General features: G+C 73.3%; 22 protein-coding genes and 1 pseudogene. 5 read left to right on the top strand and 18 right to left on the bottom strand.

Going from position 1 to position 25432, the window contains the following annotated elements; translation table 11 throughout:
• Positions 1–117: 117 nt before the first annotated feature.
• Positions 118–1353, top strand: coding sequence for an MFS transporter (locus tag AQJ11_RS05175; protein ID WP_059262029.1), 1236 nt, complete (start codon positions 118–120; stop codon positions 1351–1353).
• Between the two features lie 191 nt (positions 1354–1544).
• On the opposite strand, the gene AQJ11_RS05170 is transcribed toward AQJ11_RS05175, so the two are convergent.
• Positions 1545–3014: an MFS transporter gene (locus AQJ11_RS05170; RefSeq protein ID WP_175252306.1), complete on the bottom strand. Its 1470-nt coding sequence runs from the start codon at positions 3012–3014 to the stop codon at positions 1545–1547.
• A 179-nt stretch (positions 3015–3193) separates the two neighbouring features.
• On the opposite strand from AQJ11_RS05170, the gene AQJ11_RS05165 reads away from it, so the two are divergent.
• Complete coding sequence (locus AQJ11_RS05165; RefSeq protein WP_059262028.1) at positions 3194–3520, top strand: ArsR/SmtB family transcription factor; 327 nt, start codon at positions 3194–3196, stop codon at positions 3518–3520.
• Positions 3521–3548: 28 nt separating this feature from the next.
• Here the strand turns inward: AQJ11_RS05165 and AQJ11_RS05160 are convergent, their stop codons facing one another.
• The 12 genes from AQJ11_RS05160 to AQJ11_RS05110 form a co-directional block, all read right to left on the bottom strand.
• Complete coding sequence (locus AQJ11_RS05160) at positions 3549–4493, bottom strand: Gfo/Idh/MocA family protein (protein WP_244218115.1); 945 nt, start codon at positions 4491–4493, stop codon at positions 3549–3551.
• 35 nt (positions 4494–4528) lie between these two features.
• On the bottom strand, positions 4529–5029 hold the full coding sequence (locus tag AQJ11_RS05155; protein WP_237280992.1) for a flavin reductase family protein: 501 nt from the start codon (positions 5027–5029) through the stop codon (positions 4529–4531).
• A gap of 58 nt (positions 5030–5087) precedes the next feature.
• A complete protein-coding gene (galU, locus tag AQJ11_RS05150; RefSeq protein ID WP_014675885.1) occupies positions 5088–5999 on the bottom strand; it encodes a UTP--glucose-1-phosphate uridylyltransferase GalU in 912 nt (303 codons plus the stop codon).
• Positions 5996–7507: an alpha,alpha-trehalose-phosphate synthase (UDP-forming) gene (locus tag AQJ11_RS05145; RefSeq protein WP_059262026.1), complete on the bottom strand. Its 1512-nt coding sequence runs from the start codon at positions 7505–7507 to the stop codon at positions 5996–5998. The genes galU and AQJ11_RS05145 overlap by 4 nt, the downstream gene beginning before the upstream one ends.
• An 86-nt stretch (positions 7508–7593) precedes the next feature.
• Positions 7594–8655 carry a zinc-dependent alcohol dehydrogenase gene (locus tag AQJ11_RS05140; RefSeq protein WP_244218114.1) on the bottom strand — a complete coding sequence of 354 codons (1062 nt, stop codon included), beginning with the start codon at positions 8653–8655 and terminating at the stop codon, positions 7594–7596.
• A 59-nt stretch (positions 8656–8714) separates the two neighbouring features.
• Positions 8715–9914 (bottom strand): acyl-CoA dehydrogenase family protein, encoded by a 1200-nt coding sequence (locus AQJ11_RS05135; protein ID WP_014675882.1) that lies wholly within the window; start codon positions 9912–9914, stop codon positions 8715–8717.
• A 346-nt stretch (positions 9915–10260) separates the two neighbouring features.
• Positions 10261–10407, bottom strand: coding sequence for an LxmA leader domain family RiPP (locus AQJ11_RS49700; protein WP_014675881.1), 147 nt, complete (start codon positions 10405–10407; stop codon positions 10261–10263).
• Positions 10408–10544: 137 nt separating this feature from the next.
• On the bottom strand, positions 10545–11498 hold the full coding sequence (locus tag AQJ11_RS05130) for a T3SS effector HopA1 family protein (RefSeq protein ID WP_059262025.1): 954 nt from the start codon (positions 11496–11498) through the stop codon (positions 10545–10547).
• Positions 11499–11572: 74 nt separating this feature from the next.
• Positions 11573–12724 (bottom strand): class V lanthionine synthetase subunit LxmK, encoded by a 1152-nt coding sequence (gene lxmK, locus AQJ11_RS05125; RefSeq protein ID WP_244218113.1) that lies wholly within the window; start codon positions 12722–12724, stop codon positions 11573–11575.
• Between the two features lie 7 nt (positions 12725–12731).
• Complete coding sequence (locus AQJ11_RS05120) at positions 12732–13760, bottom strand: ParB/RepB/Spo0J family partition protein (protein ID WP_014675877.1); 1029 nt, start codon at positions 13758–13760, stop codon at positions 12732–12734.
• Positions 13761–13814: 54 nt separating this feature from the next.
• Positions 13815–15011 carry an IS701 family transposase gene (locus tag AQJ11_RS05115; RefSeq protein WP_244218112.1) on the bottom strand — a complete coding sequence of 399 codons (1197 nt, stop codon included), beginning with the start codon at positions 15009–15011 and terminating at the stop codon, positions 13815–13817.
• 150 nt (positions 15012–15161) lie between these two features.
• Positions 15162–16136 carry an LLM class flavin-dependent oxidoreductase gene (locus tag AQJ11_RS05110; protein ID WP_058082518.1) on the bottom strand — a complete coding sequence of 325 codons (975 nt, stop codon included), beginning with the start codon at positions 16134–16136 and terminating at the stop codon, positions 15162–15164.
• A 266-nt stretch (positions 16137–16402) separates the two neighbouring features.
• On the opposite strand from AQJ11_RS05110, the gene AQJ11_RS05105 reads away from it, so the two are divergent.
• Entirely contained in the window at positions 16403–17020 is a 618-nt protein-coding gene (locus AQJ11_RS05105) for a TetR/AcrR family transcriptional regulator (RefSeq protein ID WP_059262023.1), read from the top strand.
• On the opposite strand, the gene AQJ11_RS05100 is transcribed toward AQJ11_RS05105, so the two are convergent.
• The 3 genes from AQJ11_RS05100 to AQJ11_RS05090 form a co-directional block, all read right to left on the bottom strand.
• Positions 17011–17730 (bottom strand): HAD family hydrolase, encoded by a 720-nt coding sequence (locus tag AQJ11_RS05100; RefSeq protein WP_059262022.1) that lies wholly within the window; start codon positions 17728–17730, stop codon positions 17011–17013. The two genes, AQJ11_RS05105 and AQJ11_RS05100, sit on opposite strands and share 10 nt — an antisense overlap.
• Positions 17727–18785 (bottom strand): acyl-CoA dehydrogenase family protein, encoded by a 1059-nt coding sequence (locus AQJ11_RS05095; RefSeq protein ID WP_059262021.1) that lies wholly within the window; start codon positions 18783–18785, stop codon positions 17727–17729. The genes AQJ11_RS05100 and AQJ11_RS05095 overlap by 4 nt, the downstream gene beginning before the upstream one ends.
• A gap of 214 nt (positions 18786–18999) precedes the next feature.
• Complete coding sequence (locus AQJ11_RS05090) at positions 19000–20022, bottom strand: ScbA/BarX family gamma-butyrolactone biosynthesis protein (protein WP_244218111.1); 1023 nt, start codon at positions 20020–20022, stop codon at positions 19000–19002.
• 142 nt (positions 20023–20164) lie between these two features.
• On the opposite strand from AQJ11_RS05090, the gene AQJ11_RS05085 reads away from it, so the two are divergent.
• A complete protein-coding gene (locus AQJ11_RS05085; RefSeq protein ID WP_014675870.1) occupies positions 20165–20845 on the top strand; it encodes a ScbR family autoregulator-binding transcription factor in 681 nt (226 codons plus the stop codon).
• 295 nt (positions 20846–21140) lie between these two features.
• Here AQJ11_RS05085 and AQJ11_RS05080 read toward each other — a convergent pair whose 3' ends face one another.
• Positions 21141–21734 (bottom strand): CGNR zinc finger domain-containing protein, encoded by a 594-nt coding sequence (locus AQJ11_RS05080; protein ID WP_059262020.1) that lies wholly within the window; start codon positions 21732–21734, stop codon positions 21141–21143.
• Positions 21735–21848: 114 nt separating this feature from the next.
• On the opposite strand from AQJ11_RS05080, the gene AQJ11_RS05075 reads away from it, so the two are divergent.
• Positions 21849–23081 carry an MFS transporter gene (locus tag AQJ11_RS05075; RefSeq protein ID WP_059262019.1) on the top strand — a complete coding sequence of 411 codons (1233 nt, stop codon included), beginning with the start codon at positions 21849–21851 and terminating at the stop codon, positions 23079–23081.
• Positions 23082–23163: 82 nt separating this feature from the next.
• Here AQJ11_RS05075 and AQJ11_RS53075 read toward each other — a convergent pair.
• A pseudogene (locus AQJ11_RS53075) lies at positions 23164–24462 on the bottom strand (SWIM zinc finger family protein); the annotation flags it as partial.
• Positions 24463–25432 lie beyond the last annotated feature (970 nt).

The raw sequence follows: 25432 nt of genomic DNA, 5'->3' as shown, positions 1-25432 counted from the left end.
GGCCCGGCCGTCCCGTCCGGCGCCGCACCGTTCCCGAAGGATTTCCGAAGCATTCCGCAAGCGCCCGCCCGCACCGTTGCGCCAGACACGGATCCACGAGATACGGAGTGCCTCACCATGACCGCCTCCCCCGACACGGCCGCCCCCTCCGGCAGGGATTCCGGTGCCGCGCCGCCCGCGCGGCGGAGCGGCGGGAAACTGCCGCTGCCGGCGCTGCTCGCCCTCGCCACCGCGGTGTTCCTCACCAGTCTCACCGAGACGCTGCCCGCGGGCCTGCTCCCCGGGATGAGCCACGACCTGCGGGTGAGCGAGTCCGCGACCGGGCAGACGGTCACGGTCTACGCCATCGGCACGGCGCTCACCGCGATCCCGCTGACGGCGGCCACCTCCGCCTGGCGGCGCAAGCGGCTGCTGCTCACGGCCGTGGCGGGTTTCGCCCTGGCCAACACGGTCACCGCCGTGTCGTCCGTCTACGGCCTGACGATGGTGGCGCGCTTCCTCGCCGGTGTCGCCGCGGGCCTGGCGTGGTCCCTGCTCGCCGGCTACGCGCGGCGCATGGTGGAGGTCCCCCTCCAGGGCCGGGCGATCGCCGTGGCCATGACCGGGATTCCGGTGGCGCTCTCCCTCGGTGTGCCCGCCGGGACCTTCCTCGGCCAGGCCCTCGGCTGGCGCGTGGCGTTCTGGGCGATGACGGCGCTCGCGGTGGTGCTGCTGGTGTGGATCACCGCCGTGGTACCCGACCATCCGGGCCTGCCGCGCGGCGAACGGCCGCGGATGCTGCGGGCGCTGGGGGTCCCGGGCGTGCGCCCGGTGCTCTTCGTGACGCTCGTCTTCGTGCTGGCCCACACGGTGCTGTACGCCTACATCGCCACGTTCCTGGACGGCCTGGGGATGGGTGACGACACCGACCTGGTGTTGCTCGCCTTCGGTGTCGCGTCCCTGCTGGGCGTCTGGGTGGTGGGGGCGCAGATCCAGTACCGGCTGCGCTCGTTGACCATCGCCGGCACGCTGCTGGTGGCGGTGGCCGCGGCCTGGCTGGGGGTGCTCGGCGACGGCGGGGTGCCGGTGTACGTCGCCGCCGCGCTGTGGGGGCTGGGCTGGGGCGGGCTGCCGACCCTGTTGCAGACCGCCGTCGGTGACGCGGGCGGCGACCGGGCCGACGCGGCGCAGGCGATGCTGGTCACGCTGTGGAACGTGGCCATGGCGGGCGGCGGCGTGCTGGGCGGCGTCCTGCTGGACGCGGCCGGCAGCGGCTCGTTCCCCTGGACGGTGCTGGTGCTCCTGCTGCCCGTGCTCGCCGTGGTGCTCGCCGCGCGCGGCCATGGCTTCCCGTCCCGGCGCCGCGCGGCGTGAGCGCCGTACGCCGGTGACGGTACGGGGCCTTCCGCGCGGACCTTCCTCCGCGTCCCGACGCACCGTCGGCCGCCGGCGGGAGGCGCGCGGAAAGGTGCCCCGGCGGCCGTGGCCGCCGGGGCACCGAGCACGTCGGCCGCCGTGCGCGTCCCGCGGGGGATGGTCGGACGCGCGGTGGTGGCCGGTCGCGCTCACCGAACCGTGAGGACGGGATCCTCGACGGCCGCGGAGGCGGCCTGCGCCTTCTTGCTGGGCAGGCCGAGCGTGATGAGCAGGCCGACCACCATGCCGACCGCGGTGAGCAGGACGACGAGGAACTCGCCGTCGGCGGTGGCGGCCTTCAGCGCCTGTCCGGTCTTGCCCCCGGTACCGGCGTCGGCGATGGCGGTGAGGACGGCCAGGCCGATGGCGTTGCCGATGTTGAGGGTGGTGGAGGCCATGCCGTTGGCGATGCCCTGCTCGTTGGCGGCGACCCCGGTGGAGGCGGCGATCCACATGGCGGTCCAGACGATGCCCTGGCCCACACCGGAGACGATCAGTCCGGGCACGGCCATCAGGTACGTGGCGTCCGCGTCGAAGCCCCAGGCCAGGAGTGCCGTGCCCACGGCGCCGACGAGGAAGCCGGCCAGCAGCGTGGGCCGGGTGCCCAGCCGGGTGGTCAGGCGCTCGCCCAGCTGGGTGCCGGTGGCGATGGCGACGGAGGGCACGAGGAAGGCCAGGCCGGTCTGGAGCGCGCTGAAGCCGTGGACGGACTGGAGCAGCACGGTCAGGAAGTACGGCAGGGTGCCGAAGGTGGCCATGTAGAGGAAGGTGACCGTGATGCCCACGCTGAGGCTGCGGTTGCGGAACAGCCGGAACGGCATGAGCGGGTCCCGGCTGCGCGACTCGATGACGGCGAAGGCGATCAGGAAGACGACGGCGGCGACGAAGGAGCCGATGACCTCGGGCGCGGTCCAGCCGTTCTCCGGGCCCTCCACCAGGGCGAACACGAGCAGCGTGGCACCGGCGGTGACCGTGAGGGCGCCGGGCAGGTCGAACCGGCGGCCCGCGGTGCGCGCCTCGTCGCGCGGGATGACGGCCAGTGCGGCGAGGGCGACGAGACCGGCCAGCGGCACGTTGACGAAGAAGACGGCGGGCCAGCCGAAGCTCTCGGTGAGGATGCCGCCCAGCAGCGCGCCGACGGTCAGACCGCTCGCGCCGGCCCCGCCCCACACGGCGAGGGCCCGGTTCCGCTTGGGCCCTTCCTCGAAGAGCGTGTTGATCAGGGACAGCGTGGACGGCAGCAGGAGCGCGCCGCCGATGCCCTGGACGGCACGGGCGGCGATGATGACGGCCGGACTGCCGGCCAGCCCGCCGGCCAGGGACGACACGGCGTAGACGGTGAGTGCGAGGACGAAGATCCGGCGTCGCCCGAGCAGGTCCGCCGCCCGCCCGCCGAGCAGCAGGAAGCCGCCGGCGAAGACGACGTAGGCGCTGACGACCAGTTGCTGCGTCTGGCCGGGGAAGCCCAGGTCGTCGCCGATGTCGGGCAGGGCGACGAAGACGATGTTCAGGTCGAGCGAGAAGATCAGCTGCGCCAAGGCCAGCAGCGCCAGACTCCAGCCCAGTCGTCGCCCGTCCGGGCCCGCGTGGCCCGACTGGAGCGTGGGTGAAGTGGACATGAGAGGTCAGCCCCTTTGGGTCGTGGGCAGGGCAGCCCAACCAGTACGACTGTTCACATGCTTACGTACAATCGAACCGTCGGCAACCGGGGGGACGAGATCCGGCCACGACCCCGCGCGCCGGTCAACGAGGGCCGCACACCCAGGGGATGGTCATACTGTCGCGGTACAGTGGGACAATGATCGCCCACCACCCCGACCGTGATCAGATCCGCATCGAAAACGTCCTCAGCGCCCTCGGCAACCCCATGCGCCTGACCGTTGTCCGCGTCCTCAGCGACGGCGAGGAGCACAACTGTGGCAGCATCCTGGACGGGGTCTCGAAGTCGTCGATGACGCACCACTGGCGCGTTCTGCGCGACGCCGGCGTCATCTGGCAGCGCCCCTCGGGCCGGGAGAACCTGCTGTCGCTGCGCCGCGCCGACCTCGACCACCGCTACCCCGGCCTCCTGGACGCGATCCTGGACGGCGCGCGCAGCGAGGCCGGCCTCCAGCGGCAGGACTGACCGGTCTGACCCCCGGCCCGGCCCGGGATCAGCGCCGGTGCCGGGCCACGCCGGCGATCTCCTCCAGCAGCGAGGCCGTACGCCGGATGTCGGCGTGGTCCGGGGGCTGCCAGGCCGGACGGCCGCCGAGCTGCCGCAGGAACGCCGTGAGCACCGCCCGGGCCTGGGGCGGTTCGTGCCGCCACGTCGTCCCGGTCCGCCCCGTCCGCAGCGTGACGCTGCCGCCGGCGACCTGGACCGTGCCGTGCCGCCCCGCGAAGTGCGCGGTGAAGCCGGTGCGCGGACCGATCCAGCTCGCGTGCAGCGTGACCGGGACGCCTCCCCAGCGCAGCAGCGCGGTGCCGGCCGGTTCCACAGGAAGCCCCGGGCGGTGGCGCAGCTGCGCGTCCAGGACGTCGAGCGGCCGGCGCGGGGCCAGCCACAGCAGCAGGTCGATCAGATGGATGCCGAGGTCGCTCAGCGCTCCGGCCGCCCCGTGGGCGGGATCCAGCATCCAGGCCGCCTCCCCCGTGAACACGCCGTCCGTGAGCCCGGTGTGCGCGAAGCCCAGCCGTACGGCGGTGAGCGGCCCGAGGACGTCCTGCCGCAGCAGCTCCCGCACCCGTCGCAGGCCGGGCGCGCAGCGCAGGAACATGGCGGTGGTCGTGGGTCCGCCGGCCGTCGGCGGCGGCAGCAGACGGGCGGTCTGCCCGGCCGTCGCCGCCAGGGGTTTCTCGACCAGGGTCGGTACGCCGGCCCTGACGGTGTGGGGCAGGAGCTGGGCGTGCTGCGCGGTGGTGGAGGTGATGACGGCCGCGTCCGCGCACCGCAGCGCCTCCCGCACGGACGCGGCACCGAACGCCGGCCTGTCGCCGGTGTCCGGTGCCGCGGGGAGCACGACCGCCGAGACGCGGGGGTCGCGGGCCAGGAGGTCGTGGTAGTCACGGAAGTGCACGTGTGAGGTGCCGAGCAGGGCCACGTGGAGTGGTCTCAACGGGTCGCTGTCCCTTGGTGTCGCGTCCGGCGGTGTCAGCGGGCGCCGACGGCGGTGGCCTCGGGGACGGGCCGGCCGAAGGAGCGGTCGCTGTAGACCAGCGGGACGCCGTCACCGGTGTGGATCGCCTCCACGCGGCCGATGAGGATGCTGTGGTCTCCCCCGTCGACGATGTCGTGCAGGGCGCAGGCGACGCGCGCCGCCGCGTCGCGCAGGCCGGGGAGGCCGAACTCGCAGGTCTCCATGTCGCCGTCGGCGAACCGGTCCACGCCGGAGCGGGCGAAGCGCAGGGCGACGTCGCTCTGGTCGGCGGCCAGGACGTTGACCAGGAACCGCTCGGCGGTCACGAAGGCGTGGTGGGTGCTGGCCTTCTTGTCCAGGCAGATCAGGACCAGCGGCGGCGTGAGGGACAGGGAGCTGAAGGAACTTCCGGTGAAGCCCCACCGGCCGCCGGACGCGTCGACGGTCGTGGCGATCGTCACGGGAGCCGGAACGCGGGCCATGGCACGGGTGAAGAGGGAACGGTCGACGGTCATGGAGAACATCCGTTTCGCGGGGCCGGGGTGGCCGGCCGGGTGAGAGGGGTGGCCGGTGTCAGGGGCTCTTCGGCATCGACTCGGTGACGTACCGGTGGAGCCAGGTGCGGAACTCCTCGCCGAGGTCCTCGCGTTCGCACGCGAGCCGCACGATGGCGCGCAGGTAGTCCCCGCGGTCGCCGGTGTCGTAGCGGCGGCCCTTGAAGACGACGGCGTGGATCTGCTCGTCCCCGTCGGACAGCAGCCGTTGCAGCGCGTCGGTGAGCTGGATCTCCCCTCCCCTGCCGGGCGGGGTGTCGCGCAGGACGTCGAAGACGGCCGGGGAGAGCACGTACCGGCCGATGACGGCGAGGTCACTGGGCGCCGTGCCGGGCTGCGGCTTCTCCACGAGGGAGGTCACCTGGACGACGTCGGCGTCCTTGGTGAGGTCGACCGCGGCACAGCCGTAGAGGTGGATCTGCGCGGGGTCGACCTCCATCAGCGCGATGACGCTGCCGCCGTGCTCGCCCTGGACCTCGGCCATCCGGGCGAGCAGGGGGTCGCGCGGGTCGATGAGGTCGTCCCCGAGCAGTACGGCGAAGGGTTCGTCCCCCACGTGCGGGGCGGCGCACAGGACGGCGTGGCCGAGCCCCTTGGGCTCTCCCTGTCGCACGTAGTGCAGGGCGGCGAGGTCGTTGGTGGCCCGCACCTTCTCCAGCCGGCCGTGGTCGCCCTTGGCCCGCAGGAGGCGTTCCAGCTCCTGGTTGCGGTCGAAGTGGTCCTCCAGCGCTCTCTTGTTGCGTCCGGTGACCATGAGGACGTCGGTCAGTCCGGCGGCCACGGCCTCCTCGACGACGTACTGGATGGCCGGCTTGTCGACGACGGGCAGCATCTCCTTGGGCGTGGCCTTCGTGGCGGGCAGGAACCGCGTTCCCATGCCTGCCGCGGGGATGACGGCCTTCCGCAAGGGGACGGGTGGTACGGGTGTCATGTCAGGGCCCATTCGGTGTCGGAGGCGAGCGGCGCGGAGCCGTCCGCCACGGAGGAGCCGGGAACGCCGGGGCGGCCGTCGGACAGGGCGGCGAGGAACGACCGGGCCCAGAAGTCCACGTCATGGGTGAGGACTTGGTGGCGCAGTCCGCCCATGCGCAGGCGCGCCTGGTGCGGGGACTGGTCCAGTGCCTCGGCGAGGGCGTTCTTGACCTCGTCCAGATGGTGCGGGTTGACCAGGTACGCGCCGGTCAGCTCGGCCGCCGCGCCCGCGAACTCGCTGAGCACCAAGGCCCCGTCCTCCCGGTACCGGCAGGCGACGTACTCCTTGCAGACGAGGTTCATGCCGTCGCGCAGCGGGGTCACCAGCATGACGTCGGCCGCGCTGTAGAAGGCGGCGAGTTCCTCCCGGCTGACGGAGGTGTGCAGGTAGTGGACGACCGGCCGGCCGACGCGGCTGAACTCGCCGTTGACCCGTCCGACGGCGCGCTCGATGTCCTCGCGCAACCGGACGTAGTGCTCGACGCGTTCACGGCTGGGGATGGCGATCTGGACGAAGGCGACCCGGTCGGGTCGGATGCGCCCCTCGGAGAGCATCTCGTGGACGGCCCGGAGGCGGACGTCGATGCCCTTCGTGTAGTCCAGCCGGTCCACCCCGAGGATGATCTTCTCGGGGTCGCCGAGTTCCTCGCGGATCTGCCGGGCGCGCCCCTGGACGTCGGGCCGCCGGGCGAGCTCGTCGAGTTCGGCCGCGTCGATGGAGATGGGGAAGGCCCCGATGCGGACGTCACGGTCGCCGAGACGGACCATCTCCTGGCCTGGACCGGACGCGGGGTGCGGTGCGGTGGGCAGGCCGGTGAGCCGGTGCGCGAGCCAGCGGAAGTTCCGCGCGCCGCCGGGCCGGTGGAAGCCGATGAGGTCGGCGCCGAGCAGGCCGCGCACGATCTCGGTCCGCCAGGGCAGCTGCATGAACAGTTCCACGGGCGGGAACGGGATGTGCAGGAAGAAGCCGATGCGCAGGTCGGGGCGCAGCTCGCGCAGCATGGCCGGCACGAGCTGGAGCTGGTAGTCCTGGACCCACACGGTGGCTCCGGGACCGCTGGCCCTGCTCGCGGCCTCGGCGAACGTGCGGTTGACCCGCACGTAGGCTTCCCACCAGCCGCGGTGGTACTCGGGCGGCACGATCACGTCGTGGTACAGCGGCCAGAGGGTGCCGTTGGAGAAGCCCTCGTAGAAACCCCGGACGTCGTCGGCGGAGAGCCGCACGGGGTGCAGGCGCAGGCCGTCGTCCGGGAGGGCGGGCAGGTCGTGGGCCGTGGTCCCGGGCCACCCCACCCATACGCCCCGCCTTCCGCGCAGGAACGGCTCCAGGGCGTTGACGAGGCCTCCGGGGCTGTGCCGCCAGTGCGGGCGGCCGGCGGCGTCGCGTTCCAGGCTCACGGGCAGGCGGTTGGCCACGACCACGAGGCCGGCCTGCGCTCGCGGTGCCTGTGTGTCTTCGTCGTCCATCCGGAAGCTCCTTGTGCAGCGGGCTGGGGGGGGCGCCGCGCCGGGTGTGCCGGTCGGTGGTCGCCGGCGGCACACCCGGCGACGGGTCACTTGCGGAAGTCGACGATGGTCTTCAGGTCGGTGGTGAACCGGTAGTTCTCGAAGATGGCCACCAGACCGTCGTAGTCGTCGAAGGGGTGGACGGTGGACAGCAGCGCCTTGCCGTCGACGATGCCCCTCAGCAGCATCTGCATGGCCGCCGCGATGACGTTGGCGCTCTTGTGCATCGGGAAGTGGGTGACGTCGAAGGGCGCCGAGCGGATGTTGATGCCCTTGGCGAGCATGAGCCAGGTGTCGAACTTCTGCATCTCCTGGGACGCCCCGTAGAGGACGTAGCGGCCCCCGGCCTTCATCTTGCGCATCGCGACCCGGCGCGGGTCCTTCTCCTCGTCGATGCCCTTGACGGTGGGCAGGGCGTCGAAGACGTAGTCGAAGGTCCCCTCCGGGACGGAGTCGATCAGCTCCTCCGGCAGGTAGGCCCGGTCGGAGAACTGGCTCTCGGCGAAGGCGTTGCGGGCCGGGTTGGTGTCGACGGAGACGACCGTGTTGGCGGCGAGGAGCTTCTTGATCACGCTGCCCGCGATGATGCCGATGGGGCCGGTGCCCAGGATGAGCACCTTGTCGCCGACCCGCGGCGGGTTGGACAGCACCGAGCGCATGGCGCCGGTGACCGGCTCGATGAACGACGCCTCCAGGTCGCCCATCTCGTCCGGTATCTTCACCGCCGCCGCTCGCCGGTCGTCGTTGAAGTTGCGGTCGGCGGCGAAGACGTCCTCCTTCACCTGACCGGAGAAGATGGGGCGCACGGTGCGGTACTCGGCGAAGCCGCCGAAGTCCGTCTGGCCCCAGTAGACGATGCGGTCCCCGACCTTGACGTCGACGGAGCCGCCGTCGAACTCGGGACCGATGTCGACCACTTCGCCCAGGTACTCGTGACCCAGGATGACGGGGTATTCGGACGGGAAGAGATGTCCTTCGTAGAAGGAGATGTCGGTGGAGCAGATCGACACGCACCGCGTCTTCATCAACAGGCCGTCGACCGGGGCCGCGGGGACCGGGAGTTCGGCCAGAACGGTCTTGCGCGGGGCCAGGAGCTGAACTGCCTTCATCGATTCCACTGGTTTCCTCCGGAGTGTGCCGGCATCGGATTCTTGGATACTTCTCGCGGTCAGCGGCGCTTCAGCAGTTCTCCGCCGAGGAGGTACTGGCCGGCCATTTCAAAGTGCGTGGACGACAGCGTGATGTGCTTGACCGCGGAATGCACGTCACGGAAACAGCGCTCCAGTCGGCTGGTGGCGTAGACGGAGGTCGCGCCCGCCAGGTTGTAGGCGATGTCGACTGCGGCCGAGGTGTTCTCCGCCACCGTCGCGGCGGTCAGCCGCACGAGCGCCGTCAGCGGCTTTCCACCGGTCTCACCGAATTCGCTGACGCGGTCGGCGGTGTCGGCGAGCAGCAGGCGCGCGGTGTGGACGAGCATTTCGGCGCGCGCCAGTTTCTCCTGGACCACATGGCTGGTGGCCAGCGTGCTGCTGGCACCGGTCGCGGTCTTCTTGACGGCGAGTTCCTTGAACGCGCCGACCGCGTCCTGGGCGATTCCGAGCGCGGTGGAGGCGGATGTGAACGGCCCGAAGTCGTCGTAGCTGACGGCGTACGCGCGCGATTCCCGGGCGGCCGGCGGACGGGTCATCTCCGCGCCGTCGACGGTGTATTCCCGCGGGACGAAGACGTCCTGGACGGTGTAGTGGTTGCTGCCGGTTCCGCGCAGCCCGACGGTGTACCAGGTGTCCTGGAACTCGACCGACTTGCGCGGCACGAACAGCATGCGCAGTTCGGGGCCGCTGTCGGTGCGGCGCACCTCTCCCCCCTCGGTGACGAAGGCCGCGCACACCAGCCACTCGGCGTGGGCCGACCCGCTGGCGAACGCCCACTCGCCGCTGAGCCGGTATCCGCCCGGGACGGCCTCGGCGCGGCCGGAGGGGTTGACGCCGCCCACGACGAGGCCGTCGTTGTCGCGGAACAGCTCGGTGGAGGTGGCCTCGGGCAGGTAGTCGGCGAGCCGGCCGATGGCGCCCTGCACGCCCATCTGCCAGGCCACGGAGGCGTCCAGACGGGCGAGGGCCTGGATGACGGCGGAGCCGGTCCGGATGCCGACCTGCGAGCCGCCGAACCGCCGCGAGACCCACATCCGCGGGATCCCCGCGTCCCGCAGGGCCTCGAACACGGGCCGCGAGGTCACGCGTTCGCGGTCGGCCTGCTCGCGCGCCGCCTCGATGACCGGCGCGATCCGCTGGACCCGGTCCAGCCACGCTTGCGTCTCCTCGTCCGGCAAGACGGAAGGCAGCGCGTGCTCGACGCTGAATTCATTCATGAGATAGCTCCGTACTGTCCCGGAATGGGCTACGAGAGAAAACCGCAGGACATGAACTGCGAGAGAATGCGTCGACGTTGACGCTGAAACAGAAGAGCTTCGGCCTCACGGCAGCAGCCTTGGCGCCGGACAGGGATCCACCTTCCGAAAAGGGAATCCGAGGCCTTCTTCGCTCACTCCGCGAACAGTGGCTCCCACCTCGCGGCTTCGTTCTCCATTCTGGGAAGGACCGGGACTCCGGGCAAGCCCCGCCGGCCGGAAGTTGCACGCCGCGGACGAAAAAAGAGCCCGGGAGAACTCGGTGAGTTCTCCCGGGCTCGGCGTCCGCGCCGTGCGGCGCGGTTCGTCAGTGCTGGCCGGTGAGGCTGAAGGTCGGGGTGATGGAGAATCCCGGGGTCTTGGCCTCGGTCGACGCCTCGACGGCGGCGGCGAGTTCCTCAAGGTCGGTGTAGGCGTCGAAACCAGTGGCCAGTTCGGCGGTCTCGTTCATCATGCTGCTACCTCCTGTTTGTTTTCAGGGGCTCCGGCCGGAGACATTTCTTTTATAGCAAGCACGGATCTGACCACCAAGATGCATCTTGCACAGTGCGGCGCATTTCCGGGTGACCGCCGTGTGACGAATGCGCTACATCATGCGGCGAGATTGCGGGACGGGTCGGAGGGGTCGATGGACGCCTCGGCCAGCCGGCGGGCGAGCAACAGGTCGAGGGGCTCGCCGCGGCCCGTGGCGGCGTGCTCGACCAGGGCCTGGGCCATCACGTGGCTGCGGTGCTGGCCGAAGCTCATCCCCCGCATGCCCGGCCGTGGGTCCCCGGGCTCCGCCGCCGATGCCAGACCGGGCGCGTGCCGGCGGGCGAAGAGCGACGTCTCCTCGCCCAGTGCGGGATGCCCCTCCACCTCGCGGGCCACCAGGTCGGCCAGCGCCCGGTCCTCGGCCGCGAGATACACGACGACGGCGTCGTACCGCGGGTACTGGTGAGGAACGGAGGCCGCCTTGGCCCTGTAGGGCCGCCCGCTGGCCTCCAGCGCCCTCAGCACCCGCCCGAACAGCGCGGGGGCGGCGTCCTCGTCGCGGACGTGCAGGTAGACGCGGAGCAGGGGCTGCTCGCGGGGCGGTGGTCCCTGCGAGCCGGTGACGAAGAAGAATCCCGGGGAGACCGCCGGGTGGGCGGCCGGCCAGGCGAGCCTGACCGGCCGCCCGTTCCGCACCGGCCCGTCCACCCAGGCTCCGGGCACCGCCACCGCCACGCCCCCTGTCCGCACCACGACGCGGCCACCGGTGCCGGATTCCGGTGGGCGGTCGCCGATCAGCTCGGCGTCCGAGGGGAAGGTGGCGTGCGGCACCTGACGGGCCAGCGCCTCTTCCAGTCGCGGGTCGCGCAGCCGCCGGGAAGGGGCCGACGACTCGGGCAGACCGGCGTGCAGGCTCGCGTACAAGGCGTCGGCGAGCAGACCGGTCAACTGCCGCGTGTCCTCGGCGGCCACCCGCCGATCGGCCAACTCGGCCTCGGCCGCGGCGGCATCGACACGGACGGCGTGCAGGGCCGCCCGCAGGTCCTCGGGCAGGCGCGTGCCACTGGTCATGCGACCGCCTCCGGACTCGGCCGCGGTTTCTGGAGGGAACGCATGCCGAGCCTCCTGCGAACGCCTGTTACCGGTCATGCGGCCACCTCCAGGCCCAGGGTCGTCGTGAAGCGTTCGGGGGTGAGGAGGATCCGTCGGCCGATTCCGGCGGCGGCGCGGTCGACCGCGCCCAGCCGGGCGGACTGCGTGGCGCCGGCCAGCAGGCGGTCGTACATGTGCCAGCCCGCGTAGGCGGCGGCGCGTACCGCGAGGTCCCGGTCCGGGGCACCGTGGGAGCCCGCCCGCCCCGCGTCCGCCGCCCGGTGCCGGGCGGTCAGGTAGCTCTGCCAGAAGGCGGCGATCTGCACCCGGGCCGCGGCGATCGCCTCGGTCAGCCGTGCGGTCATCTCCTCGTGGGTCGGTGCGGGCGCGCTCTCGCCGCGGATCACCCGGGTCAGCGAGCGGAACAGCCACTCCCCCGCGAGACTGCCGAGGTCGCGGGCCGGGTCGCCGAGGCAGAACTCCTCCCAGTCCGACAGGTACATCTCGCCCGCCGAGATCAGGAACTGGTCCAGGCGCAGGTCGGCGTGGAGGGGCCGGGCGACAGCGGTGGCCGAGGCGTCCCGCAGCCGGTCGAGGGCCTGGTGCAGCGGGGTGTCGCGTTGCAGCAGCGCCCAGGCGTCCAGTTCCGCCCGCGTCGAGTCGAGATAGGTCTCCGCGGTGAGGGCGCGCAACGACTCGCGGGGGAAGAAGGACGCGGGTGCGGCGGGCAACGACGGGTCCGGTGCCAGGCCGTGGACGTCGGCGACGAGTTCGCCGGCGCGCTCGCACCAGGCCGTGGAGAAGCCGTCGTCGGTCTCGGCGACGTCACTGCCCGAGCGCGCGTCCTCCAGCAGTTCGAACGCCATGAGGCAGGCGGCCGGGTCCCAGCCCAGGCACGTCGGCCCGAGGTGGCGGGAGCGGTCACCGGCGCGCCGGGCCTGTTCGAAGGCGATGGCCCGCTCCAGCCGGCGGCCGGGTGCCCGCCCCGCGCCGTCGAGCCGTTTGACGAACAGTTTGACGCCGCGCGTGGTGGTGCCGGCCCAGTTGGCGTTCCGGCCGGGGTACGACGTCACGTCCGCCTCGCGCAGCCGGCCGAGCCCGAGGGTGTCCAGCAGTTCGTTCACCTGGGGGACGCGGGACAGTTCCAGGGCCCGCACGTGCCGGCGCGCACTGCGTGCGTGCGGCGTGGAGAGTGTGTTCGGCATGGAGAGCTCATCCTCTTTCTTCCAGGCGTCTGCTGAAGTCGAGCCACACCTGCGCGCATTCGCGTGCCGCGGCGGACAGTCCCGACAGGCTGTGGGGCGGCAGGCCGGCTATCAGCCGCTCGCTCTCGGCCTGCGACAGGAGCCGGTTGTCGAGCAGTTTCAGCAGCAGGCGCCCGGTCTGGGTGTGCCGCAGGGAGGGGTCGCGCATGAGGGCCGCGAGCGTCGGGCCGCTCGGCCGGCGCCCGGTCCGCTCCGGCGGCCGGGGCGGGTCGGCCTGCGCGGCTCCCCCCGTCCGCCGGCGCAGCCGGGGCGGCAGCGGGTCCTCGCTGCGCTGTAATCGCCGGCGTACGTCGCGCGCGGTGCCGGGGGAGATTCCCGCGGCCTGTGCCACCTGCCGCAGGGACGCGTCGGGGTGCCGTCGCAGGAAGGCCGCCGCGCGCTCCCGGCCGTCCGCCCCGTCGACCGGACGGGCCCGCCCGTCCCGGCCGATCCGGGTGTGCAACTGCTGTTCCTGACCGGTTGCACACTTCTGCCGGAGCTTGCCGATCGTGGTCGCCGACAGGCCCGTGACCTGGGCGACGGCACGGTCGGACCAGTGCGGGTGCGAGTCGAGGACGCGTTCGGCGGCGGTCAGCCGCTCGGCCCTGGACAGCGGCAGCCCGTGCCGTACGTTCGAGGCCACGGCCAGGACGAAGGCGCCGTCGTCCGGTCCTTCGTAGAAGCGGGCCGGGATCGTCGTCTGCCCGCGCAGCCTGGCGGCGTGCACGCGGTGCGTCCCGTCGATGAGGCGCAGGGTGCCGGCGTGCACGATCACGGGTGGCAGTGGCGCGTCGCTCTCGGCGAGGGTGCGGACGTGCTCGTCGTCCTCCTGGACGCTGCGGGGCGAGTCCGCGGGGAGCAGGTCGCTGATGTCGACCGTGTGAACGGTCGGGGAGACCGCCGTGAGGACGGCGTGCTCCTCCGTCGTCGGCGCCTCGGTCGGTGGCGTGTGGTCGGGTGGAGGTCCGCCGGCGTTCGACGACTTCCGGTGGGCCATTGTCGTTCCTTCCCCCTGCCTTTCGGCTCGGATACGGCATCGGCGTGACGTCGTCTAGGACGTGAGTTCGAGCAGCGCCCCCCTCGGGGTCGGGTGGTGACCGTGCCGGCAGGTCCGGGGCGCGGTGTGGTGAAGGCGGCTGAAGACGTAGGCCGCCGCGGCCATCGTCATGTGGTGGTGCCAGCCCGGATAGGAACGTCCTTCGAAGTCCTGGACGCCGAAGTCGTCGATGAGGTCGGCGATGGCGCAGTCCGTGGCCGTGACGCTCTCCGCCAGTGCCGGCACCTCGTGGATCCGGGTCGCCATGTTCGTCAGCCAGTACCGCCCGTCCCGGTGGAAGGGCGAGGCGGGCTGCATGACGAGCCGGTGGGAGAGCGGGACGCTGTGCGGTCCTCCGGCGAGGCAGGCGGGTCCGGTGTGCAGCAGGAAGCGCCCCGGACGGCGGTCGTCCGGGGGGACCGCCGACGCGAGGGCCGGCTGTCCCCGGCGGTGCGTCATGGCGGTGGCGGCCGACACGGGACGCCGGCCCAGGGCGGCCAGGTGCATCCGCTGGGCCGGGCCGACCTCGCACAGGAAGTCCTGCCCGTGTTCCGTCAGCGCGTCGACGACCAGGGCGGCGTCCGGGGTCTCGGTCAGGTCCAGCACCCAGGGCGCCTGGTTCCCGTCCGGCACGGCCGGGGCCCCGGTCACCAGCTCCCGTACGTGTTCGGCCAGGGTCCGCGCGGTCTCCGTGTCGGGCACACGGGCCCGTCCGCGTCGTACGGTGTCGGTGCTCCAGGTGCCGTCCAGGAGCAGCCGCCAGTCCACGGGCAGGCTGCCGTGCGGCGTGACCGCGAACAGCCCTATGGCGAGCTGGCAGTTGACGACGCGTCCGGCCCGGGGGTCGAAGCGCCGGTGGACGCCCACCGAGTGGTGGCCGCGCTTGCGGATGGTGATGGTGGCGATGCTCCAGGCCCGGGGCCGGCCGTGTTCGGTGATGACCCGCGCCAGGGCCTGGCGCACCGGGGCCCAGTCCCAGGGACTGCCGTTGATGAACTGCTGGAGACCGTGCGCGGACGCCGTACGGGGAGTGACCGCCTGGGCGAGGCCGCGCAGGGTCTTCCTGCCCGGCACGGTCAGCAGACCGTGCAGGTACGCCTGTGCCCACCTGCGCTGGTCGACGCGCGGGAGCGAGGCGAAGACCTCGTTGACGAAGGCTGCGACGGCGGCGCTCTCCGGGATGGTCGGGTGCCCCTCGTACATCTCTAACATCCGGTGTTCCCCCTTGTTGCCCACCCACCGCAGCGGGTGCCGGCCGCCGGCCGACCGGCCGCAGCCAAAAATACCTTCCCACAGGTAGTTTTCCCGGATGTAGGAACGACTTTGCGAATTCCGCTGGTGAGCTGGGAAGTTGTCGTCGGATCAGGACTGGAAAGCGGTTGTGACGGCGTGCAGGTCCTCCAGGGCCGCACGTGCGCCCTCGGTGAGGAACACCCCGGTGACGTTGAGGATCACCTCGTCGACGCCCTCGGCCCGGTACGCGCGCAGTCGCGCCGCGATGTCCTCGGGCTCACCGGTCAGGTGGACGCCGTCGCCGACGAGCCGGCCGGCCGCCTCCCGGGGGCGGCCCGGGTCCACGTCCAGCCCCGCCCGGCGGAGCATGTCGGTGTAGTGGGCGGACCTGAGGTGGGCTCCGACGGCGGCGAAGGCCACCCGGTCCAGGTCGCGGCCCGGCCGTCGTACCGCGAGGTGCACGACGCTCGCCACCCGCGGCACGGGCCGGTGAGCCGCACGGGCCCCGGCACGCAGCGCGGGCATGATCCGGTCGGCGAGGTAGGGCAGCGGCGCCAGCCAGGTGATGGCCACGTCGGCGCAGGCGCCCGCGGTCCTCGCCATCCCGGGGCGGAGCACCCCGAGCCCCACCTCGACCCGCGGACCCGGCAGTTCGGGCAGGACGTAGCGGGTGGTGTGCGCCGCGCCCCGGTGCTCGACGGCGTCTCCGTCCAGTAACCGCCGCATGACCGTCGCGTAATCGGCCATGGCCGTCAGGGGGCTGCCGTACGGCTCCGGCAGCAGGCGCTCCTGGAGGTCGAGCGAGCCCGGCCCGTACCCGGCGACGTACGGCGCCTTCGACAGCACGCTCACCGTGCGGGCCTCGACGGCGGCCTGGTACGGATGGCGCAGCGGCGCGAGGGAGACCGCGGTGCCGAGCGGGAGACCCGGCTGCCGGGCGGCGAGCGCGGCCAGCGCCATCTGCGATTCGAGGTGGAAGGACTGCCCCAGCCACAGCCGTCCGGCACCCAGGCGCCGGACGAAGGACGCGAAGGCCGACATGCCGTCCAGGTCCCGGGGCGGCGCGGGGTAGAAGACGGACAGCCCCTTCGGTTCGGCGAGCATCGGGTCTCCTTGTCGCTGTGCCGGCACCTCGGGTGCGTACCGGCCCTGCCGCTGTATACCTGACGCGCGAGCGCGCGGAGCCGGGGCGCGGGGAACCTGCCGAGATGGCGGTACGACTTCGCGAGGTCCGCGCCGGGGCATGCCACCGGGACGGGCCCGGTGCCGGTTTCGGACAGCTCCTGCCCTTCCGCTTGTCGGCCCTGCTCCGCTGATAAAAAATTCCGTAATGATGGTTTGCTCTTCGTTTCCGATGCCGAAGGGGCGCTGTGGTCAAGCAGGACAGAGCACGAAGGACCCATGAGCTGCTGCTGGACGCGGCAGCCGCGGAGTTCGTCCGCCACGGCTATGTGGGGGCCAACCTCCAGCGCGTGGCCGCGGAAGCCAACCTGACCAAGGGGGCTCTGTACGCGCACTTCACGTCGAAGCGCCTGCTGGCGAACGCGCTGATCGCGCCGTTCGAAGGCACCTGGCGCGAACTGCTGGCGCAGGCCGGGCGGACCGACCTGTCACCGGCGGAGCGGCTGCGCCTCGTCACGGACGCGCTCGCCGGGCGGCTCCAGGCGGATCTGCGCTTCCGCGCCGGGTTCCACCTGGCCAGCGAGGACGCCCGCGCGCACGGCCGGCTCCCCCGTTTCGCCGTGGACTTCAGCGGCTGCGTGCTGGGGCTCGCGGCCGAGGCCCGGCGGCAGGGGCAGTCGGCGGGGGTGCAGGATCCCGAATGGCTCGGGCAGTTGCTGCTGGTCCTCATGTACGGCGTCTACTACACCACGCCCGCGTGCGGCATGGACCGGTTCGGTGACGCGGTGTGCGCGCTGTGGCAGCAGGTCGTGCGCGGCGGCGAGGCCGCTTCGCCTTCCCTGCCCGCCCTGTGCGGTCAGCGGTGACGGGGGTCCTGCCGGGCGGGCAGGCGGTGCGCGCCCGGCAGGGCCCGGCTCAGCTCCGGGTCGTCCCCCACCACCACCGGGTGTCCCACGGCCGCGAGCATCGGCAGATCGCTGATGTGGTCGCCGTAGGCGTGACAGACCGCGGGCGAGACGTGCGGATAGCGGCGGAAGACCTCCTCCACGGCCCGCAGCTTGCCCGCGCCGATCACCGGATCACCGACCAGCTCCCCGGTGTAGCGGCCGTGGCGGATCTCGGGGCGGCTGCACAGCAGATGGCCGGCTCCCACCTCTGACGCGATCGGTGCCAGCAACGCGGGGAACGAGCCGGACACCAGCACCAGCAGGGCGCCCCGCGCGCGGTGCCGCAGCAGGGCGGCGCGGGTGGCCTCCAGGAAGAGCCGGTGGTCGCGCTGCCGGTCGTCCGCCCAGCGCTTCGCCGCCGCCTCGACGTCGGCCACCGCCTCGCCGCTCCACACCCGGTAGTAGAGCCGGTTGGCCTCCACGCGACCGCCGCCGGCGTTGAGCAGCCGTCCGACGGCGCGGCGCGTGTCCTGCGCGCGGTGCGCCCGGGGCCCGCCGAGGAAGTAGTGGTCCATGAAGTCGAACAGGCTCTTGCACGCGATCAACGTCTCGTCTACGTCGCTGAAGACGATGCTCGCCGGGCGGCTCGCGGCCACGTCCCAGGGCGCGGCGGAGGGGGTGCCCGTCATGGACGCTCACCGGCCGGCAGGGCCGCGGCATAGGCGGCGGCTGCCGCGTCGAGACTCAGCGCGCCGTGCGTGGCGACCGTCCGTACGTCGTCCCACCCGCGCCGGAACTCGTCGTCGAGGGCGTCCGGCGGACAGGTGACGTCCTGCGTGAGGGAGGTCACCGCGTCGGCCAGGCGCTGCGCGGAGACGGCCGCGTCCCGTTGGTTACGGGCCACCGTCCCCGGGGTGACGGGCGCGGAGTCGGCGCGTAAGGCGGCGGCGTCCAGCAGCAGTTCGACGGCGTCGATGTCCGCGCCGGCCCGGGCCAGGCCGATACGGCGGGGCGCGTGCTGCCGCGCCTCCAGCCCGGGCCTGACCTGGCGCGTCCACGCGCGCAGCGCCGCTCGGGCGGCGCCCAGGGCCGGGGCGCACATCAGGAGCTGACCGGCCAGCTGGGCCGGGGCCGTGTGGCACCGCGCCCCGTCCCGGTCCTCGCGCGCCTCCAGCAGGGCGGGCAGCGGCAGGCTCCGGTGCTCGGGCACGAACGTCTCGGTGAGCGTGACGTGGTGGCTGCCGGTGGCGCGCAACCCTGCCGCGTCCCAGGTGTCGCGCACGGCGACGGCGTCGCGCGGCACGGCGAAGACGCGGGACGGGCCCGGCTCGTCCTCCGGCGCGACCAGGAGGAGCCACGCGGCGTGGTGGACGCCGCTGACCACCGGCCAGCGGCCCTCGACCAGCCATCCCCGATGCGCGTTTCGGGCCCGGCCGGACGACGGCCACAGGCCCGCGGCGATCCGGGTGTCCGGCCCCTCACCCCACAACTCCCGCTGCGCCGGCAGCGGGAGGCGCGCGGCGAACCGGCCGTGCACCGCCCAGAGCATGCCGCACCAGGCGGCGGACGCGCAGCTCTCGGCCAACACGGCGGTGGCGTGCAGCAGTTCGCGGAACGTGCCGCTGCCGCCGCCCCACCGGCCGGGGACGAAGTGCCGGGCGAACCCGGCCTCGTCCAGAGCCCGCAGTGTCTCCTCGTGGAGGCGGCGCCGGGCGTGCGCGTCCGGGGCGAGGCGAGCGGTCACGCGAGCGGCGCGCTCAAGTCCCTCCTGGCTGAGCCCGGTTGCCCGTACGACGTCCGACGCGGCGGCAGGCACGGGGGGTCGCGGCACCCCCTGGACGGCCGTCGCGTCGCCGGGACGTGCCGGAGCAGGCGTCGCTCGCGGTATCGGTGTGTTGTCGGAAGTCTGCTGATCGGTAGGCATGACGCTGTTTCCTGACGGGGGCGGCCGGAAGAGGCTATCGATGGCTGTCGGACGGTACGGGCGTCCCGGCGTGGTGCCAGCGCCCCGTGATCGCGGCGACGCCGCGGTCGTCCTGGGTGGCGTCGATGGCCAGGTACCGGCCCCCACGGGAAGTGGTGCGGTCGTCGGTGACCCTGAGCCGGACGGGCGGGTCCAGCTCCGCGAAGGCGAGGCAGTCGACCGTCAGGGAGGTGAGCTGGGAGGCGACCGCGGGCCGGCCCCCGCTCGCGCCGGGGCCGCTGGTCACCAGGTGGCCGAGCTGCCGCACCCCTTCCAACAGGACCATCAGCGGGACATGATCCGTGGGATGGTCGAAGAGGACGGCGTGGTCGAGGTCGGCGTGGAGCTCCCATTCGCCGGCCCGCCCGGTCGCGGCCAGCACGCTGTCCTTGCCGCGCAACCGCCCCACCTGGGCGGCGGGCAGGGTGAGCACCCGGCGCCGCTGCGCGGGAATCACCGTTCCGCTGCCGCCGGTTCGCCTTCTCAGCACGGAGTAACGACGCTCGTCCAGGGTGACGACCTGGAGGCTCCCCCGGCCGATCTTCCGGTCGCCCACGACCAGTTCGGCCTCCAGTCGCATGCCGTGGCGGTGCGGCGGCCGGCTGTCCACCCACTCCCAGCGTGCTTCCAGCACGACGGGCAGCGGCTGCCCGGTGACCCGCAGCGCCTGCGGTTCCGTGATGTCCAGTTCCATGCGCCGGCCGACGAACCGCCGGTCCAGCGGTATCGCGTAGTGCCAGTGCGCGAGGTAGACGAGCGCCTGACGGATGGTCTCGGCGGCGAGCAGGGGATCGCTGCGCCCGAGTACGTCAGGATGGTAGAGAGCGTGATCACGCGGCCACTGCGCGCCGAGCAGGAAGCGGTCGTCACCGAGCGCCAGCGCGTCCGTGAGGAACACCTCCGCCACGGACGCCCGGTGCACCAGGCGCCGGGGAACGGTCCGTTGGAAGGTGAGCCGCCCCGCATGTCCGCCAGGGCTGGTCCGCGCGCCTGCGTTACCCTGCTGCACCTCGCTCATGCATACTCCCCCGGTTGCGTCTGAGACGGCCGAACGGCCAACCCCCCACGTCAAACCTACCTTTGGGAAGGTTTATTCCCTGGCAAGGAACGTCTCGCCGGCGCGCAGCGGAAGAGGGACCCCTAGGCATTGGAGACGCCAGATGAACGACCCCCACGACACGACCGCCGGCCACGGCCCGAGGGCGCAGCGCAAGGAGCTCAAGCAGGAGCGTGCCATCCGTTCACGGGGGAACATCCTGCTGGCCGCGGCCCGGGCGTTCGCCCAACGGGGCTATCCGGCCGTGACGATGCTCGATGTCGCCGAACTGTCCGGCATGACGAAGGGCGCCGTGTACTTCCACTTCACCAACAAGGAGGCACTGGCCCTCGCGGTGACCACCGAGTTCTACAAGCGGCTGCCCGCCATCTCCGACACCGTCGCCGAACTGGAGCTTCCGCCGGTCGCCTCGGTGGCGGAACTGCTGCTGCGCACGGCGGCGGCGCTGCGGGACGAGCCGATGATGAAGGCCGGGGCGCGGCTCCAGATAGAGCGGGGACTGATCGACGCCGACCTGCCCATCCCGTTCCAGGACTACACCGAGCTGATCACGTCCTGGTTCCGCAGCGCGCTGGCCGCCGGGGAACTGGAGCACGAGACACCGCCCGCGACGCTGGCCCGGGTGCTGGTCTCGGCGTTCTTCGGCGCCCAGCACATGTCCTGGGTCCTGCACGACCGGGAGGACATCATCGAACGGACCGTGGAAGTGCTGCACGCGGTGGTCCCCTGCACCAGGGACCCCCGGCACGTCAGCCCGTTCCTGCTGGAGCAGACGTCCGCGTGAACCACTGAGGAGTCAGGCGTACGCCGGTGCGGTTCGCGGGGTCGGCGGGAGGCCGGTGCCGTCCGCGGAGTCGGCGGGAGGCCGGGGCTGTCGGCGAAGTCGGCGGGAGGCCAGGGCTGTTCGCGGGTCAGCCGGAGGCCGGGGCTGTTCGCGGGTCAGCCGCCGGGGTCATCCGCGGAGCCGGCCCGAGCCTGGGACCATCCGCGGAGCCGACCCGAGCCCGGAGCCATCCGCAAAGTCTGCGGGGGGCCGGTGCCGTCCGCGAAGTCGGCGGGAGCCAGGGCCTTTCCGCGGGTCAGCCGGAGGCCGGGACCGTCCGCTCCCGCCTCGCCCGCTTCTTCTCGTGGTTGCCGCACGCGCCCATTGAGCACCAGCGGCGGCTCCCGGGGCGGGAGTTGTCGAGGAACAGGGCCCCGCAACGCGGACCAGCGCAACGGCGTACGCGCTCCATCGCCGGGGAGGTGACGAGGTCCAGCGCGTCCCGCGCCACCAGGGACAGCACCGCGCCGGCGACATCGACGGCCTGCCACCACAGCCGGCCGGCCGCGTCGAGGTGGGGCACCGGTGGGGGCGCGGACGCCCATGCGTTGAGGCGTGCGCGGACCTCCGCGGGCACCGGGACCGGGCCCGTGCCGTCCAGCCTGCCCGCCAGCAGCCCGTACAGCACCTCGCGCGCCTCCCGCGCACGGTTCACGTCCTCCTGGCGCACCGGCCGCGATCCCGCCGCCGGGGCGCAGGCGCAGCACTGTTCGGCCCACGCCAACAGCTCGTCAGGCGTGCGCAGTTCCTCCACCTCACCGGCGTCGCCGCGGTACCGCAGGGTGCGCAGGAAGTCGAGGCTGAGGCGCCCCGCGCCCTGCCGGAAGACGATCGAGCCGGGCCTGTTCATGCCGGCAAGCCTACTGAGGGAACCGGTTCGACTGGTACCTTGAGGAACCCTGAGGAACCACTTAAACCGGTTCCCGCTTCCTGTTGGGCTTCCGCGTCTCCTCTTGGGGCTTTCGTGTCCGTCACCTCCGCACCCTCCGCCACCGCGACCCGGTTACCCGGCCGGCTCCTGGCCCTGTTGTCCCTCACCTGCGGCGTCAGCGTCGCCAACATCTACTTCCCGCAGGCCCTCACCCCGCTCATCGCCGACGACTTCTCCATATCGTCCGGCTCGGCGGCGTTCGTCGTGACGGCCGGTCAGTTCGGCTACGCGGCGGGGATCTTCCTCCTCGTCCCGCTCGGCGACCGCCTCCCCTGGCGCCGGCTGCTCGCCGTCCTGCTCTCCCTCACCGGGGCGGGCCTCCTCATCGCCGGTACCGCGACGACGCCGCTCGTCCTGACCGTCGCCAGCGTCCTGGTCGGAACGACCACCGTGGTGCCGCAGATCATCATCCCGCTGGCCGCCGGTCTCGTCGCCGAACACCGGCGGGGCGCGGTGACCGGCATCCTGCTCAGCGGCCTCACCCTGGGCATCCTGCTCGCCCGGGCGTTCGGCGGCGGCCTGGGCGGCTGGCTGGGCTGGCGCGCCCCCTACCTCCTGGCCGGCGCCCTCGTCCTCATCCTCGCCGCCGTCGTGCCCAGTCTCGTCCCGGCCCACCGGCCGGCGAGCGCGCCCGCCTACCTCGACCTGCTGAAGGCACCCGCCGAACTGCTGCGGGCGGTCCCCGAACTGCGCCGCTCCTGCCTCTACCAGGCGCTGGTGTTCGCCGGGTTCAGCGCCGCCTGGACGCTGGTGCCCCTGCTCATGACCGGGCCCGCCTACCACCTCGGTACCGGCGCCGTCGGGCTCGTCGCCCTGGTGGGGGCCGGCAGCGTCCTGGCGACCCCGTTCGCGGGCCGGCTCATCGACCGGTACGGGACCGACCGCATGAGCCTGTGGTGTCTGCTCGGCGCGCTGGCGGCCCCCGTCGTCCTGCTGCCGGCGTCGGCGGGCGGCGCGGCCGGCATGACGGCGCTGATCGCCGGGATGCTCGTGCTGGACGTCGCCCTCCAGTCCGGGCAGGTGGCCAACCAGACCCGCATCTTCAGCGTGCGCCCCGACGCCAGGAGCCGGCTCAACACGGCCTACATGACCTGCGTCTTCCTCGGCGGAAGCCTGGGGTCGTGGGCGGGCGTCACCCTGTACCGCCACTTCGGGTGGGCCACGGCCCTGAGCGCGGTCCTCCTGGTCAACGCGGTGGCTCTGGGCCGGCACGTGCTGCACCTGACGTACGGCCGACGGCGGCGCGCGGGGACCGCCGGCCCCTGAGTCGGGCGGTGTGCCGCAGTGGTGGTGCCCTCTCGGCGGGGTACGGCCGCACGTCAACGCCCCTGCCACCGGCGGGAGTTGCTCAGACCGCGTCGTCGGGTATGCCCAGGCCGGTCAGGGCGCCGACCGGGTCGAGGTCCGGGGTGCCGCGGGGCCACCAGTCGTCCTGGCCGGGGTCCGACTCGTAGGCGTACCACAGGCCGTCGCGGCCCAGGCGGAGCTGGACGTGGCCGCGTGGGTGGGTGAGGCGGTTGCGCCAGGGCCGGAACGCCGGCAGGTCGGCGGCGAGCAGCAGCGGGCGGGCCCGGTCGAAGCGGCCGGCCGGCGGGTCCCACGGCTCCTCCAGCGCGGCCAGCCCCGCCGCACCGCCCTGCCGCCAGGCCGCGACCGCACGCGCGAGATCGGCCGGGGTGCGCCGGGCGGCGTCGGCGAGCGTGGCGTACAGCGTGCGGGTGGCCGCGGTCAGTCCGGAACCGGGCCGGGCCGCGGCGAGCCGTACCGCGTCCTGCCACAGGGTCAGCTCGCCGACCGGGTCGCGTCCGGTGGCGAGCAGGGCGTGGGCGCGGGCGGCGGCGTCGGTCGCCAACTGGTCCAACGCGAAGGGGTCGGGGCCGCCGGGCACCGACGGGTACGCCGGGGGCTGCTCGGGGTGCGGGGGCACCGGCAACGGCCGGGGCAGCGGCGGGAGTTCGCGCGGAGCGAGGGCGTCGGCGGCACGGACGCCCGGCAGCGTCTGCGGCTGCCGTTCCCGGGCGGCGCGGGCGGCTCGGGCGGCACTGCGCCGGGACAGCGCGTCGAGCAGTTCCCTCTCGCCCCGGCCGCGCAGCAGGAGCAGCACGAAGGGATCGGCGTCGAGCAGACGGGCCGTCTGGTAGCAGAGGGCCGCGGCGTGCTTGCAGGGGTGGCCGGAGTCGGGGCAGCTGCACCGGGGGGCGAGGTCACCGGGGCCGGGCAGCAGGGGCACCCCGCAGTCGGCGAGCGACTGGGGCAACTCCTTGTCGAGCAGCGCCGCGATGTGCCCCGGCCGGTCGGCCGCGGCGTCCAGGAACCTCTCCCAGTCCTCGTCCCCCAGCGTGCGCACCCGCACCTGTACGCGGTACGGCCGGGGCCGGCTTCCGCGCACGTACGCCAGCACGAGTCCGGGGGTGACGGTGATCGCGTCCACGTGCCCCTGGTCCGCGTACCCCCGTCCCCGCGCCAGCCGCTTCGCGTCCAACGCGCCCTGCTCCAGCGCCCCGACCCAGGCGTTGCCCCACCAGGTCCCGGCGAACGGCCCGGTCCCCCCGGCGCTCTCACGCGGGGCGAACGCCGGGAAGGTACGGCGGAGTTCGGTGTCGCGGTGGGGGGTGGCCATGGTCGTCGGTACGTGCGGGGCGGCGGGGGCCGAAGAGGTGCCGGGGGCGGGGTGCGCGGAGGGCTCGGACGGGACGGCCTGTGCCGGGGTGGGCCGGGCGGCCGGGGTCCAGCGGGCGAACGGCCCGTCCGGGCCGGGGCGGGCGGACGTGTGCGCCGAAGGCTCGGGCGTGGGCGCCTGCCCCTCCGGGGCCGAGGCAGTGGTGCGGGACACCTCGGCGGAAGGGCCGGACACCGAAGGCGCGGACGGTACGGAGGCCGACGGCTCCGTCGGCAGGGCAGGGGTCCGCACGGCAGGGACCGTCTCCGACGGACCGGACGCCGGGGACGGCGGTGCCGACGCCGGTGCCGGCGGGGTCGGTCCGGTCGGCGTGGGCGGGGCGTGCTCCTCCGGCTCCTCGGGGGTTTCCGCCCACGTGGGCATGCGGAAGGCGGTCGCCAGGTAGTGCCGCATGTCCTGCGCGGCCTTGGTCCTGGCGGCCGAGGTCTGCTGCCCGGATGCCGGTGAGGTGCGCGGCGTGGCGGTGGCGGAGCGCGCCGGTGTCCGCCGCTCAGGCCGGGGGTCCGCCGCCTGGGCGCGCGACGCTTCGCGCCGGGCCGCGCGCAGCGCCTCCCGGGCGACGTCACCGGGACGCCCGCCCGTGGCACCGGGCGGCCCCGCATCCTCCGCACCCGTGTCAGCGGCACCAGCGACAGCGGCGTCAGCCGCGCCCGCTCCCCGCCCGGACCCCGTTTCGGGACGTGCGGCCTCCGCGCGGTCTCCCTCCACCACCGGGCCGTCGGCATCGGTCACCGGTGCCGGGCCGGCGGCCGTCGGCGGTGCGCCCCGGCCCCGGCGCGTGGCAACGGCGGCCCTCAGAGCCGCGCGCGCCACATCGCCGGGCCTGTCCCCGCCCGTGCCGGCAATCCCCTCCGGCCCCTCGTCATCCGGCGCACCCCCACCACCGGACACCACCGCATCATCCAGCTCACCCCGGCCACCAGCGACAAGCCCCGCG

The sequence above is a fragment of the Streptomyces corchorusii genome, from assembly GCF_001514055.1.
In the GTDB taxonomy this organism is placed as follows: domain Bacteria; phylum Actinomycetota; class Actinomycetes; order Streptomycetales; family Streptomycetaceae; genus Streptomyces; species Streptomyces olivaceoviridis.
This window is presented reverse-complemented; position numbering and strand designations above follow the sequence as displayed.